This is a genomic window from Duganella sp. HH101, assembly GCF_001758795.1.
In the GTDB taxonomy this organism is placed as follows: domain Bacteria; phylum Pseudomonadota; class Gammaproteobacteria; order Burkholderiales; family Burkholderiaceae_D; genus Rugamonas; species Rugamonas rivuli.
Map to the genome: position 1 here is coordinate 187,407 of NZ_LRON01000010.1, position 13,112 is coordinate 200,518.

Annotated in this window: 10 protein-coding genes; 3 read left to right on the top strand and 7 right to left on the bottom strand. The window is 66.7% G+C overall.

The genetic code is table 11. The features are described 5' to 3' along the window. Positions 1-4: 4 nt before the first annotated feature. Genes DUGA2_RS17740 through DUGA2_RS17760 form a run of 5 tightly spaced genes read right to left on the bottom strand, consistent with a single transcriptional unit; the run spans position 5 to position 3,837 of the window. Positions 5-1,306, bottom strand: a complete 1,302-nt coding sequence (locus DUGA2_RS17740; RefSeq protein WP_070270864.1) for a dihydroorotase — start codon at positions 1,304-1,306, stop codon at positions 5-7. Between the two features lie 8 nt (positions 1,307-1,314). Then, positions 1,315-2,280, bottom strand: a complete 966-nt coding sequence (locus DUGA2_RS17745; protein ID WP_008452016.1) for an aspartate carbamoyltransferase catalytic subunit — start codon at positions 2,278-2,280, stop codon at positions 1,315-1,317. Positions 2,281-2,284: 4 nt separating this feature from the next. Beyond that, a complete protein-coding gene (gene pyrR / locus DUGA2_RS17750; RefSeq protein WP_008452017.1) occupies positions 2,285-2,794 on the bottom strand; it encodes a bifunctional pyr operon transcriptional regulator/uracil phosphoribosyltransferase PyrR in 510 nt (169 codons plus the stop codon). A 5-nt stretch (positions 2,795-2,799) separates the two neighbouring features. Next, entirely contained in the window at positions 2,800-3,186 is a 387-nt protein-coding gene (gene ruvX / locus DUGA2_RS17755) for a Holliday junction resolvase RuvX (RefSeq protein ID WP_210402569.1), read from the bottom strand. Beyond that, positions 3,187-3,837 (bottom strand): YqgE/AlgH family protein, encoded by a 651-nt coding sequence (locus DUGA2_RS17760; protein WP_070270811.1) that lies wholly within the window; start codon positions 3,835-3,837, stop codon positions 3,187-3,189. Between the two features lie 133 nt (positions 3,838-3,970). On the opposite strand from DUGA2_RS17760, the gene DUGA2_RS17765 reads away from it, so the two are divergent. The 3 genes from DUGA2_RS17765 to DUGA2_RS17775 all read left to right on the top strand — a co-directional run bounded on the left by DUGA2_RS17765 (position 3,971) and on the right by DUGA2_RS17775 (position 11,996). Further along, positions 3,971-5,407, top strand: a complete 1,437-nt coding sequence (locus DUGA2_RS17765; RefSeq protein WP_070270813.1) for a deoxyribodipyrimidine photo-lyase — start codon at positions 3,971-3,973, stop codon at positions 5,405-5,407. A gap of 104 nt (positions 5,408-5,511) precedes the next feature. Next, positions 5,512-8,565 carry a carboxypeptidase-like regulatory domain-containing protein gene (locus DUGA2_RS17770; RefSeq protein ID WP_070270814.1) on the top strand — a complete coding sequence of 1,018 codons (3,054 nt, stop codon included), beginning with the start codon at positions 5,512-5,514 and terminating at the stop codon, positions 8,563-8,565. A gap of 131 nt (positions 8,566-8,696) precedes the next feature. Beyond that, positions 8,697-11,996, top strand: a complete 3,300-nt coding sequence (locus DUGA2_RS17775) for a BTAD domain-containing putative transcriptional regulator (RefSeq protein WP_070270815.1) — start codon at positions 8,697-8,699, stop codon at positions 11,994-11,996. Here the strand turns inward: DUGA2_RS17775 and DUGA2_RS17780 are convergent. After that, positions 11,989-12,309 carry a hypothetical protein gene (locus DUGA2_RS17780; protein ID WP_070270816.1) on the bottom strand — a complete coding sequence of 107 codons (321 nt, stop codon included), beginning with the start codon at positions 12,307-12,309 and terminating at the stop codon, positions 11,989-11,991. The two genes, DUGA2_RS17775 and DUGA2_RS17780, sit on opposite strands and share 8 nt — an antisense overlap. Positions 12,310-12,322: 13 nt before the next feature. Next, on the bottom strand, positions 12,323-13,012 hold the full coding sequence (locus tag DUGA2_RS17785) for a hypothetical protein (RefSeq protein WP_070270817.1): 690 nt from the start codon (positions 13,010-13,012) through the stop codon (positions 12,323-12,325). Between the last annotated feature and the right edge of the window lie 100 nt (positions 13,013-13,112).

The window sequence follows — 13,112 nt, forward strand, 5'->3', positions numbered from 1 at the left end:
CCGATCAGCTGCGCTGGAAGGCGACGTGCCCAGCCACGATGGTGGTGCGGACCTGGCCGGCCAGGTTGTAGCCGACGAAAGGCGTGTGCTTGCCCTGGCTGGCCAGCGCCGAGGCTTCCACCGTCCAGCGCGCTTCAGCATCGAACAGGCAGACGTCGGCGGTAGCGCCGACCGACAAGGTGCCCGCGTCCAGCCCGGCCACGCGGGCCGCGTCGGACGTGATGCGGGCCAGCGCGCGCGCCAGCGGACGCACGGCGCCCGTGTCCTGGGTGGCGGCGTAGTCGTCGGCCCATTTCAGCGCCAGCGACAGCAGCAGTTCCAGGCCGGTGGCGCCGGGCGAGGCTTCGCCGAACGGCAGCAGCTTCTCGTCGTCGTCGACCGGCGTGTGGTCCGAGCACAGCGCATCGACCGTGCCGTCCAGCAGGCCGAGGCGGATCGCGTCGCGGTCGCGCTGGCTGCGGAACGGCGGCGTGACGCGCGCGTTCGAATCGAAGAAGCCGATGTCGGCGTCGGTCATATGGATGTGGTGGGCGCCGACGTCGCAGGTGACGGGCAAGCCTTCCTTCTTGGCGTTGCGCACCAGCTCCAGGCCGGCCGCCGACGACATGCGGCACAGGTGCACGCGGGCGCCGGTCGAGCGCATCAGTTCGAAGATGGTGTGCAGCGCGATCGTTTCCGACATCACCGGCACGCCGGACAGGCCCAGGCGCGAAGCCAGCGGGCCGCTGGCCGCGATGCCGCCGCGGCCGATGTGCGCATCCTGCGGACGCAGCCACACGGTGTAGTTGAAGGTCTTGGCGTACTGCATGGCGCGCAGCAGCACGTTGGTGTCTTCGATCGGCTCTTCGGCCTGGGCGAAGCCGATGCAGCCCGCTTCGGTCAGCTCGGCCATCTCGGTCAGCGCCTTGCCTTTGAGGCCGACGGTCAGCGCGCCCAGCGGGTGCACGTGCGCCTGGTTCAGCGTCTTGGCGCGGTACTTGAGCATCTCCACCAGGCCGGGTTCGTCCAGCACCGGATCGGTGTCCGGCGGGCAGATCAGGCTGGTGACGCCGCCCTGCATGGCGGCCTGCATTTCCGATTCCAGCGTGGCCTTGTATTCGTAGCCCGGCTCGCGCAGGCGCGCCGACAGGTCGACGAAGCCGGGCGAGACGATCAGGCCGGTGGCGTCGATGGTCTGGTCGGCCGTGAAGCCGGCAGGCGCTGCCCCCACCGCCAGCACCTTGCCGTCGGCGATGTAGAGGTCGTTCTTGCCGTCGATGCCGTTGGCCGGATCGATCAGGTGGCCGTTTTTAATGTGTAGTTTCATGCCTGCGTTCATCCCTGCGTCCCCGCCACTATGCTCATTACCGCCATGCGTACCGCGATCCCGAAAGTCACCTGCGGCAGTATCACCGCCTGCGGGCCGTCCGCCACCGCCGAGTCGATCTCGACGCCGCGGTTCATCGGGCCCGGGTGCATGACGATCGCATCCGGCTTGGCCAGCGCCAGGCGTTCCGGCGTCAGGCCGTAGCTCTTGAAGTATTCCTGCGCCGACGGCAGCAGCGCGCCGCTCATGCGCTCGTTCTGCAGGCGCAGCATGATGATGACGTCGACGCCCTTCAAGCCCTCTTCCATATTGGTGAAGGTGCGCACGCCCATCTGCTCCAGGCCGCCCGGCAGCAGCGTGTGCGGGCCGATGGCGCGCACTTCCGGCACGCCCAAGGTGGTCAGCGCGTGGATGTCCGAACGGGCCACGCGGCTGTGCAGGATGTCGCCGACGATGGCCACCGTCAGGTTGGTGAAGTCCTTCTTGTAGTGGCGGATGGTGTACATGTCCAGCAAGCCCTGCGTCGGGTGCGCGTGGCGGCCGTCGCCGGCGTTGACCACGTGCACGTGCGACTGCTTGGTGTCGTGCAGGTGCTTGGCGATCAGGTAGGGAGCGCCCGACTGCGCGTGGCGCACCACGAACATGTCGGCGTGCATGGCCGACAGGTTGTCGATGGTGTCGAGCAGCGATTCGCCCTTGCTGGCGGACGAGGCCTGGATGTTCAGGTTGATCACGTCGGCCGACAAGCGCTTCGAGGCGATCTCGAAGGTGGTGCGGGTGCGCGTGGAGTTCTCGAAGAACAGGTTGAACACCGACTTGCCGCGCATCAGCGGGACCTTCTTGACGTCGCGGTCGGAGATGCCGACGAACGACGAGGCGGTGTCCAGGATGTGGTTGACGATGGACTTCGGCAGTCCCTCGATCGACAGCAAGTGCTGGAGCTCGCCGTGTTTGTTCAGTTGCGGATTAAGCATGGTTTTATTCTATGGTTAGCGTGAATTTTCCATCGTCGGCGCGCTTGAGCACCAGCGCCTGTCCCGGCGGCACCTGCACATGGGCGGCGACGAAATCGGCCGCCACCGGCAGCTGGCGCTCGCCACGGTCGACCAGCGCGGCCAGCATGATGCGCGCCGGGCGGCCGTAGTCGAACAGCTCGTTGATCGCGGCGCGGGTGGTGCGGCCGGTGTACAGCACGTCGTCCACCAGCAGCAGGTTGGCGGCCGCCACTTCGAAACCGATGTTGGTCGGCTTGACGTCGGCCGGCAAGCCCTTCTTGGCGTAATCGTCGCGGTAGAAGGACACGTCCAGCACGCCGCAGCGGGCGGACAGGCCGAGGTCGGCCGCCAGGCGTTCGGCGATCCAGGCGCCGCCGGAGTGGATGCCGACAATGGCGACATCGGCCACGCCGGCCAGGCCGGCTTTGACGTCGGCCAGCAAGGTCGCGTACAGCGCTTCGGCGTCGAGTTGATTGGGGTTCAGTGTGGACATGGGATTTAGTGGGTGTCGAAATATTGTTGCAGGATGATGGCGGCCGCGCGGTCGTCGATGACCTCGCCGCGCTTGGCCGAAATCACGGCCGACGTATAGCGCTCGTCGACCAGTTCCACCGGCAGGCTGAAGCGGCCATGCAATTGATTGGCGAACTTGCGCGCGCGCGCCGTCATCTCGTGTTCGGCGCCGTCCGGATGCATGGGCAGGCCGACCACCAGCCGGGCCGGCTTCCATTCTTCCAGCAGCGCGCCGATGTCGGCAAAGCGCGTGGCGTTGTCGATGGCGCTGATGACTTTGACGGGCTCGGCCTGGCGGATCATCGTATTGCCCATGGCCACGCCGATGCGTTTGACGCCGAAATCGAAAGCGAAGATGGTCTCGATGGTCATTTAGGCGTGACCCGCCTCGGAGGTCAACATCAGCGGGTCGATGCCCAGCAGGCGCATGGCGGCCGTGTAGCGGTCCTCGATGGGCAGCTTGAACAGGATGTCGGGATCGGCGCCGACGGTCAGCCAGCCGTTGCGGCTGATCTCGTCCTCCAGCTGGCCCGGGCTCCAGCCCGAGTAGCCGATCGACACCAGCATGCGCTGCGGGCCGTCGCCGGCGGCCACGGCCTCCAGCACGTCGATCGAGGTGGTGAAGGCCACGTCCTTGGTCACGGTCAGCGACGACGAATAGCGCTGGCCCGGCGTGTGCAGCACGAAGCCGCGGTCGTCCTGCACCGGGCCGCCGAACATGATGGGGGCGTCGACGTCGACGCCGGCTTCCAGCTTGAGGTCGATGCGCTCGAACAGCACTTCCATCGTCATGTCGGTCGGCTTGTTGATGACCACGCCCAGCACGCCGTTCTCGTTGTGCTCGCACACGTACACCACGGTGCCGCCGAAAATCGGATCTTGCATGGAAGGCATTGCAATCAGGAAATGATTTGCCAGGTTCAGTGTCGTGGCCGTACCGCTGCCGGTGGCTTCCAATGGATCGCCGGCTTCCTGCAGCAGGCCGGGTACAGGGAGAGTTTTGCCGATTTTGCTTTTCTTCATATGCGTGTTCTTTCTGTGCTGCTGACAATTACTGTAGTATTCGCGCGGCTAGCAACTCTGTCTAAGCGATAGTTTACACTGAATTGCGGATGCGGCCATGTTTGCGTTCCCCCACGAGATTGACACAGACTCAATGAAACTGAATTCCTCCCTGGTCTGGCTGCGCCGCGATTTGCGCGTTTTCGACCATGTCGCCCTGCACCAGGCGCTGCAAAACAGCGCCCGCGTGTATTGCGTTTTCGTCTACGACACCACCATCCTGGACAGCCTGCCGCGCCGCGACCGGCGGGTCGACTTCATCCATGCCAGCATCGCCGAAGTGTCGGCGGAATTGCAACAGCTGGGCGGCCACCTGATCGTCAAACACGCCGACGCGGCCGCCGCGATCCCGGCCCTGGCCGCCGAACTGGGCGTGGACGCCGTGTTCTGCAACCACGACTATGAACCGCAGGCCATCGCCCGCGACGCCGCCGTGGAGCGCGCGCTGCGCGCCGACGGCCGCCAGTTCTTCAGCTACAAAGACCAGGTGATCTTCGAGAAAAGCGAAGTGCTGTCGCAGACCGGCGGCGTGTTCTCGGTGTTCACGCCGTACAAGAACGCCTGGCTGAAGAAGCTCGACGCCGATCCGTCGGTGCTGGCGCCCTACCATATCGAACCGCACGCCGCCCGCCTGGCGCCGCCGCCGGCCGACGCCCCGGCGCTGCCGACGCTGGCCGAACTCGGCTTCGAACCCAGCAACCTGGCCGAACTGAAAATCCCGACCGGCATGTCCGGCGCGGCCCGGTTGTTCGAGGATTTCCTGCCGCGCATCGCCGGCTACAAGGACGCGCGCGACTATCCGGCCGTGAAGGGGCCGTCCTACCTGTCGATGCATTTCCGCTTCGGCACGCTGTCGGTGCGGCACCTGGTGCGCACCGTGCTGGACCTGACGGCGCGCGGCGCCGGCGGCGAAGGCGCGCCGGTGTGGCTGGCGGAATTGATCTGGCGCGAGTTCTACGCCATGATCCTGTACCACAACCCGCACGTGGTGGGCGGCGCCTACAAGCCGGCCTACGACGCCATCCAGTGGGAAACGGGCCCCGAGGCCGACGAACTGTACGCCGCCTGGTGCGAAGGCCGCACCGGCTATCCGCTGGTGGACGCCGCCATGGCCCAGCTCAACCAGACCGGCTATATGCACAACCGCCTGCGCATGGTCACGGCCTGCTTCCTGATCAAGGACCTGGGCATAGACTGGCGCCGTGGCGAGGCGTATTTCGCGCTGCACCTGAACGACTTCGACCTGGCCTCCAACAACGGCGGCTGGCAGTGGGCCTCGTCGTCCGGCTGCGACGCCCAGCCCTACTTCCGCATCTTCAACCCGGTCACGCAATCGGAAAAGTTCGACAGCAAGGGCAAGTTCATCCGCCGCTACCTGCCGCAGCTGAAGGATTTGACCGACAAGGAAATCCACGCCCCATGGCTGGCGCCGCGCATGCTGCCGCTCGACTACCCCGAGCCGCTGGTCATGCACGACGAGGCGCGCAAGCGCACGCTGGAACGCTACGCGGTGGTCAAAAAGACGGACTGAAGTATTTGTGAGCGATTTGTGGGACGCTCGACACGACACTGGGAACACCGGGACTGCCGCAAGCAGGCCCGACGTCACCATTCCCAATGTCTACAGGAGTTCCCATGTTGCAAGTACCAACCGCCCCAACCCCGCTGCTTGGTTCCGTCGTCTGCACGCCCGCCGTGGCCGCCATCGGCGACAGCATCTGCGTCGAAGTGAAGGCGCCCAACGGCCAGTCCTACGATAACAACGAAAGCGGCAATATCTGCATCAACGGCGTGCCCGGCTCCAGGCAGTACCTGGTGTGGAACCGCGCCGGCAAGAAGAGCATCACCGTCACCGCCGGCAAGCGCGGCGCCATCGAGAAGCTCAAGGCCGAAGTCCAGATCAACGCCCCGGCCGACGGCAAGCAGCCGCCGCTGCTGACGGTGCGCGCCGCCCCGCACAACCCGACCGCGATGATACTGACGGTGCAGAACGCGCCCGAACGCCGCACCCAGGGCACGCCGCGCCCGCGCATCGAGATCAAGCCGCGCACGCCGGCCGTCCCCGCCGGCCCCATCCTGCCGCGCAAGACGCCGATGAGCGCGCAGACCATCGCCGCGCATGATGCCGCCAGCCATCCGATTTTGTCGCGCACCGCGCCGCCGCGCGCCGCCACCAACGCCGGCGGCGGCGCCACCGCCGCCGTCTACAACTGGCAGCTGGGCGCGGTCGCACTGGGCAGCAGCCACCCCACGCTGCAGCACGACTTCGCCGCCCAGCTCAATCCCAACCGGCCGCATACGGTGTTCCACGTGCAGGTGACGGTGCAGCAGCCGGGCGGCGCGCCGCGCGTGATCCAGCGCAGCGTCAGCGTGGCCAATCCCTACTTCCTGGCCCGCCAGCGCGGCGTGCTGCAACCGCCGGTGGAAAGCAGCGACTTCAGCGCGCAGTTCATCGACGGCAGCTACCGCGCCAGCTTCGTCGTGCGCAATCCGGAGGCGGTCAACGTGGCGCTCAGCAGCATGCAGCTGGAGCTGGCCTATGAAGACGGCCCACGCGAATTCGAACTGCGCCCCGCCAGCGGCTGCAATTTCGTGCTGAAGTCCCAGGCCACCACCCGCATCGACGTCGCCATCCCGAAAGCGCAGGTGCCGCCGCAAGCCATCGCCTTCAGCGTGCATTACAAGGGCACGGCGCCGAACGGCCTGCCGGTGCGCGTCAGCGCGCACTTCGACCTGCCCCAGCACATGGGCAGGAAGCTGCTGGTCAACGCCGCCGCGCAAACCCTGCTGAACAACCTGGCCAGCAACCAGCTGGTCGCCAACCCCACCTCGATCACGCTGGAGGAAGTGTCGCACCTGGGCCGCTACGGCATGCTGCCGCCGCTACACGCGCTGACGGCGATGGACATGCACGTGGAGCCGCCGTTCGCGGTGGAGGGCCAGGAGTGCAATCCATGGAACCTGCCGGACCACATCCCCGACGGCATGTTCTGCATGCCGACCCAGGAAAAAAAATGGATGCAGATGAAGCCGCGCTTCATGAACGCCAAGAAGGGCGACCTGATACTCAACCCCAGCAACGGCAGCCTGATCTCCGCCGTGCTGCAGACGGTGACGCCGCCGCAGCGCTATTCGCACTCCGGCATCATGACCCGCAACCATGACGAGATCACCCACTCCACCGCCTCGGAAGACCGCCTGATCGGATTCATCGACGGCGACGGCGCCCGTCCCGACGTGCTCAAATACCTGTGGCCCGGCGTGGTGACGCAGACCGTCGAACATGCGGTCGACGGCGAAGACATGGTCGATCCCGAAACCGGCGCCAAGCACCCGATCGCCGGCTTCGCCACCATCGAATCGAAGATGGACCTGGGCGGCGTGGCGCCGGAGATCGTGCCGGCCATGGTGGTCAAGCCCGATCCGCTGAAGGAAACGCTGGAGATCCGCCAGACGCTGCACGGCATCGCCGATTTCGCCGCCCAGCAGGCGGGCAAGAGCCACTACCGCTTCTACTGCTACACCAAGCCCGCCATCGGCCTGACCGACAAGGCGCCGGCCAGCGCCAAGTGGGCCGCCAACACCTTCCCCACCGTGTGCTCGTCGCTGCTGTGGATGTCGATCAAACAGTCCGGCGTGCCGATGGAAGGCGGCATGCTGGAACAGAGCGACCTGGCCAGCGGCGCGCAGATCGTGCCGTCGACGCCGGACGGCCTGTACGTCTACCAGTCCGACGAACGCATCGCCGCCGGCGAGATCCTGTACTCGAAGATCCACGAGATGGTGCTGGAGAGCGCCGGCTGGCTGGGCAACGCGCTGACCGACGCCGCCGACGATACCGCCAACCAGATGCTCAACGCCTTCGCCTCCGACTGGTGCGAGACCGACGCCAAGGACTCCGACGCCTGGCGCCAGACCGGCGACGCCAACGCCGTCAGTCCCGCCAACCTGTGCTTCTTCGACGCCCCGCTGTACGGCTACGCGGAACCGCTGATCTACCGGCCGGCGCGCTTCGAGGAAGTGACCATCTACAAATGGAAGAAGGTGGCGCAGACCGGCACGCTGCACGGCGTGGTGCATTCCGAGGGCAAGCCGGCGGCCGGCGTCAGCGTGCAGCTGTCGCAGAACCAGTTCACCCACACCGCCGCCGACGGCAGCTTCACGCTGACCGGCGTGCCGGTCGGCAGCGTGCTGGTGACGGCGGACAAGCAGGCGTGGCACGGCGAGGCGTCGGTGACGGTGGCGGCCAACAAGACCGCCAATGTGACGCTGGACCTGAAACCGCCGCCGCACTGGTTCCGCCGCGTGACCATCGACGGCTGGATGGCGACCACCGATTATGAATTCGCCGCCGCGGCCTATCCGCACAGCGTGGGCGATTTCTACAACATCGCCCAACTGGGGCCGTCGTCCAGCACCCATGTGGTCAAGGTGTTCGACCAGGTGGCCGACGATGCGATGGGACGCCTGATCCTGACGCTGGACCTGCTGGCCAACGACGTCATCCAGGTCAAGGCCACGCTGCGCTGCTACGGCGAAGGCTATGCCGACGGCGACAACTACCAGGAAGGCCATCTGGCGCCGTTCACCATCGGCCCGAACAAGGGCGGCACGTGGTGGATGTTCGTCGACGGCGACAACTACGCCGAAGCGCACTTCACGCTGACCAACAAGGTCGATCCGGTCTAAGGCCGTACACGAGGGGCGGCGCGGCATGGCCGCCCCTTGCAGCACGATAGTTGTGGAAATAAAAGATTTGTTCTTTTTATAATCAGACTTAAACTAGTGGTTCCGCGCCGTCCGCTTCAAGGAACCGCATCATGGCCTCCCTCGCCAAAACCTCCCGCCCCGTCGCCCGCCTGATCGGCCGCCACAGCGCCGTGCAGACCGTGCTCGACTCCCCCGCCACGCTGACCTGGATCTCCGCGCCGGCCGGTTCCGGCAAGACCAGCCTGGGGCTGGAGTTCTGCCAGGCGGCCGGCCCCACCGTGGCCTGGCTGCGGCTGGACGAAGCGGACATCGACCCGGCCAGCTTCCTGCTGTACTTCGAACAAGCCATCGCCAACGGCGGCGTGGCGCCGGGCTGGCAACCGCCGCCGCTGCTGCGCGAGCACCTGCCGGCGCTGCAAGGCTACCTGCGGCTGTATGCGCGCTCATTGGGCGCGGCGCTGGCGCCGGCCAGCTGCATCGTCATGGACGACGCCCACCGCTGCCAGGATGCGCCGTTCTTCCGCCAGTTCCTCGAAACACTGGCCACCGAACTGCCGCCGGCCAGCAAGGTCGTGGTGCTGAGCCGCGCACTGCCGCCTGCCGCCTGCGCGCGCCTGCTGGCGCACGGCGACATGCATGAACTGGACAGCGCAGCGCTGGCCTTCACCCGCGACGAAACCGAAATCCTGCTCAATGTGCTCGGCATAGGCCACGCCGAAACCGTGGCCGACAGCGTCTACACCTTCACGCGCGGCTGGGCCGCCGGCATCGCGCTGGTGGCCTCGTGGCTCAAGCGCCGCCCCGGCGCCGCGCTGGCGGCGGAGGACGTGCTGTCCGAAGCGATGATCGGCTACCTGGCCGAGGAAGTGTTCAGCGCCTACACCGACGAGGAACGCGCCACGCTGCTGGCGGTCTGCTGGCTGCCGCACTTCAGCGGCGCCTGGGCGGCGGCGCTGTCCGGCGCGCCGCACGCGGCGGACATCGTCGCCCGGCTGGCCGCGCAGGGCGCGCTGATCTACGAATATCCCGGCCGCCAGTACGCGCTGCATCCGCTGTTCCAGGGCTTCCTGCGCAAATGGGCCGCCACCCGCGTCGACGACGCGCAGCGCGGCGCATGGATCGCCGGCTGCATCGAGACCTTGCTGGCCGACGGCAGCGGCGACGCCGCCATCAAGCTGGCACTGGAGCATGGCATGCCCGAACGCGCGGCAGGCCTGATCGAAGAGCGCGCCGAAGCCATGCTGGCCAGCGCCCGCCACACCACGCTGGCGCGCTGGATCGACGCCCTGCCCGAAGCGCAGCGCAGCCCGTGGCACCACTACTGGCTGGGGATGGCCGTGTTCCTGAGCGACACCGCGCGCGCCCGCGCCGCCCTGCTCAAGGCGCTGCAAGCGTTCACGGAACGGCAGCAGCCCATGCACCGCTTCCTGGCGCTGGGCGCCATCATCAGCTCCTACTTCTTCGACGGCGCCGCCGAACAGCCGCTGCGCGCCTTCCTGCAGCAGCACGTGGACCCGGCGGCGGATTACGAGCGCCTGCCCGATCCCGGCCTGAAGGCGCACCTGACGCACGCCGTCTGGAGCGGCTTGTTCATGACCGATCCCGCCCACCAGGACATGGACCTGTGGGAGCAACGCGCGCTGGACGTGGTGCGCCAGTCGGCCGATCCCACGCTGAAGGTGCGGCTGGGCGCGATGCTGGGCCAGCACTACTACCAGTCCGGCCGCTACGCCGCGGTGCGCACGGTGCGCGTGCTGCTGGACGCGCTGCCCGAAGCGGCCGCGCTGCCGCCATATGCGCGCTACCTGTCGCACCTGGTGCAGATGTACGACGCGCTGGCCTGCATGGACCACGCCCGCTGCGACGCCGTCTTCGCCGCCTGCCGCGCCAGTTCGGAAACCAGCGGCATCCGCATCATGGATGCCCACTACGTGCTGCTGTACGCGACCGCCTGCCTGCTGCGCGGAGAGCTCGACAAGGCCGCCGCCACCACCGCCGAAGTGGCGGCGCAGACGCCGCCGCGGCATCACAACCTGGTGGCGCATCTCCAGCTGACGCAGACCTGGCTGGCCAGTTGCCAGGGCGACGGCCACGGTGCGCTGGAACACGCGCGGCTGGCGCACGAAGCGGCGCTGCGGTTCGGCAGCGTGCCGTACGAGATCTACGCGCAGACGGCCAGCTGCGTCGCCTATACGCTGCTGGACCGCGAACGCTGCGCCGCCGAAACCGTGGTGCTGCGCCAACACGCGGCCGACTACAACTCGCCGCTGGCGGAAACCTGGGCCGACCTGCTGGAGGTATGGCTCGTCATCACCGACGCCGACGGCCAGGCGCAGCCGCTGCACCAGCTGCAACGCGCGCAACCTGTGCAGCTGCTGCTGGCGCACGACAAGCTGCGGCGCGCGCTGAACCACATCGCATCGCAAGGCGGCGGCTACCTGACCTTCGCCACGCCGCGCATCCTGCAACCGCTGTGCGCCCACGCGCTGGCCGTCGGCATCATTCCCGGCGCGGCCAGTATGCTGGTGCGGGCCTGGCGCCTGGCGCCACCGGACGATGCCGGCGACAACTGGCCATGGCCGGTGCAGATACGAACCTTCGGCGGCTTCGAGCTGCGCATCGCCGGCGAGCCGCTGCGCTCGCAGGGCAAGTCCAAGCACCGCCAGCTCGACATCCTGAAACTGATCGCCGCGCACGCGCCCAACAGCATCTCGCTGGACCGCGCGGCAGAACTGCTGTGGCCCGACGCCGACGGCGACACCGCGCGCCACGCGCTGGAAACCACGCTGTCCCGGCTGCGCGCAACGGTGGGCGCAGGCTGCATCCTGTTGGAACAAGGCGCGCTTTCATTGGCGCCGCAGCAGTGCTGGAGCGATACGGCGGCGCTGGAGCGGCTGCTGCCACGCCTGCAAATGCTGACGCAGAAATGGGCCCATGCCGGCGTCGACACCGCGCCGTCGCACGAGGCCGCGCTGCTGACGGCCGCCACGCAGGTGCTGTCGCTGTACCGGGGGGAGCTGCTGCATGGGGAAGGCGCACCGTGGCTGATGGCGCGGCGCGAACTATGGCGCGGCAAGCTGGCGCGCGCATTGGGCGACGCAGGCCGCCAGCTGGCCCTTGGCGGCCGCGCAAGCGCCGCCGCGCAGCTGCTGGAACGGGCGCTGGAAGCGGACCCGTATTGCAAGACGCTCAGCGCGGACCTGATGCGCCTCCATCTGGACGACGCGCGATTCGAAGAGGGATTGTCGGTGTATCGGCGCTATCAACGCATGGCATTGAGCGCCCTGGGCGCACCGGTGGCGCCGGAGATCGAAGCGCTGGCGCAACAGCTGATGGCCGTTGCGGCAGGCGCCGCGCAGTCCAACCCTGCCCATTATGGAGGCAAGGCCGGACCGACACGAACTACATGATGTACTTCAGATGCTCGGCCGGGATGTTCATGGCCTTGGCCAGTTCCGGATTGGCGCGTATCTGTTCGGCCACGCCTTCCATCACCGGCACCGCATGCACGTCGGCGCGTATGGTACGGGCCTCCGCCGAGCCGCCCTCGGTGCGACGGCCCACCTTCTGCATGTCCGGCGACAGGCGCAGCACCACGCCGCCTTTGTCGCGGGTAGCGTTGAGCAGCGTGCCGTTATGGTCGTTGTGCACATTCAAACCCGTGTAGCCAGCCTCGCGCAACAGTGCGGAGATGGCCTCGACCAGTTTTTGATCCTTATCCATGTTCATTTTCCTTTTAAGCTAAGAGCAGGCCAAGCGAAGCGTCGCTGCTGGCGTTTTGTACGAAGGGGCCGGCAGTCTTGGTGCCGTTGCCGGGCAAGAAATAAGGCTTGGAGAATTTGACGTTGGCGATGGCCGACGTCAGTTGCGGCAGCAGATCCTGCACCTGCTTGCGCACGGCCGGCATGGCAGCCTTCAGCGCATCGGAAGCGGGACCGGCGCAGAACGGCGCACCGCCGTCGAACGAGAACCAGCTGCCGTCGACCGTCACGTGCAGATGCTTCTGGCCGTCGAGGAACATGAACAGGAACACCGAGATGGTGCCGTCGATGTCGCTGCAGAACCACGGGGTTTCGATATGAAAGTCGAAATTGACCTTGGCCAGCATGTCGAACGGCTTGTGCGCGGCGGGCGACTGGATGAAGTAAGGAACGCTGATCCACGGCATGGCCTGGACGCGGATGCCGCTGGTGAGCGAGGCGCCGGCGGAAATCAGTTGCTTGGCGACCATGCCGACATTGGCGTTGGTGTTAATCAGCTTGCCGAGATCGACCAGGTTCTCGCCGTTGGGACGGTGGACGGTGAACACGCCGCTGCCTGGAGGCGATTCGGAGAACGGCTGGTCTGCTGCGCTGACGGTATTCTGGCCGATAAAGACGCCGTTGAAGAACCCCTGTATGAATGAGTAAGTGCTAGTGACTGACATGATGCTTTCTTCCTGTAGAGATGTAGCGCCATCGATGGAATATCGTTGACCGCTGGAAGAACGTTAATCTTGTCGTACCCACAAATGACTTGCAAATGCC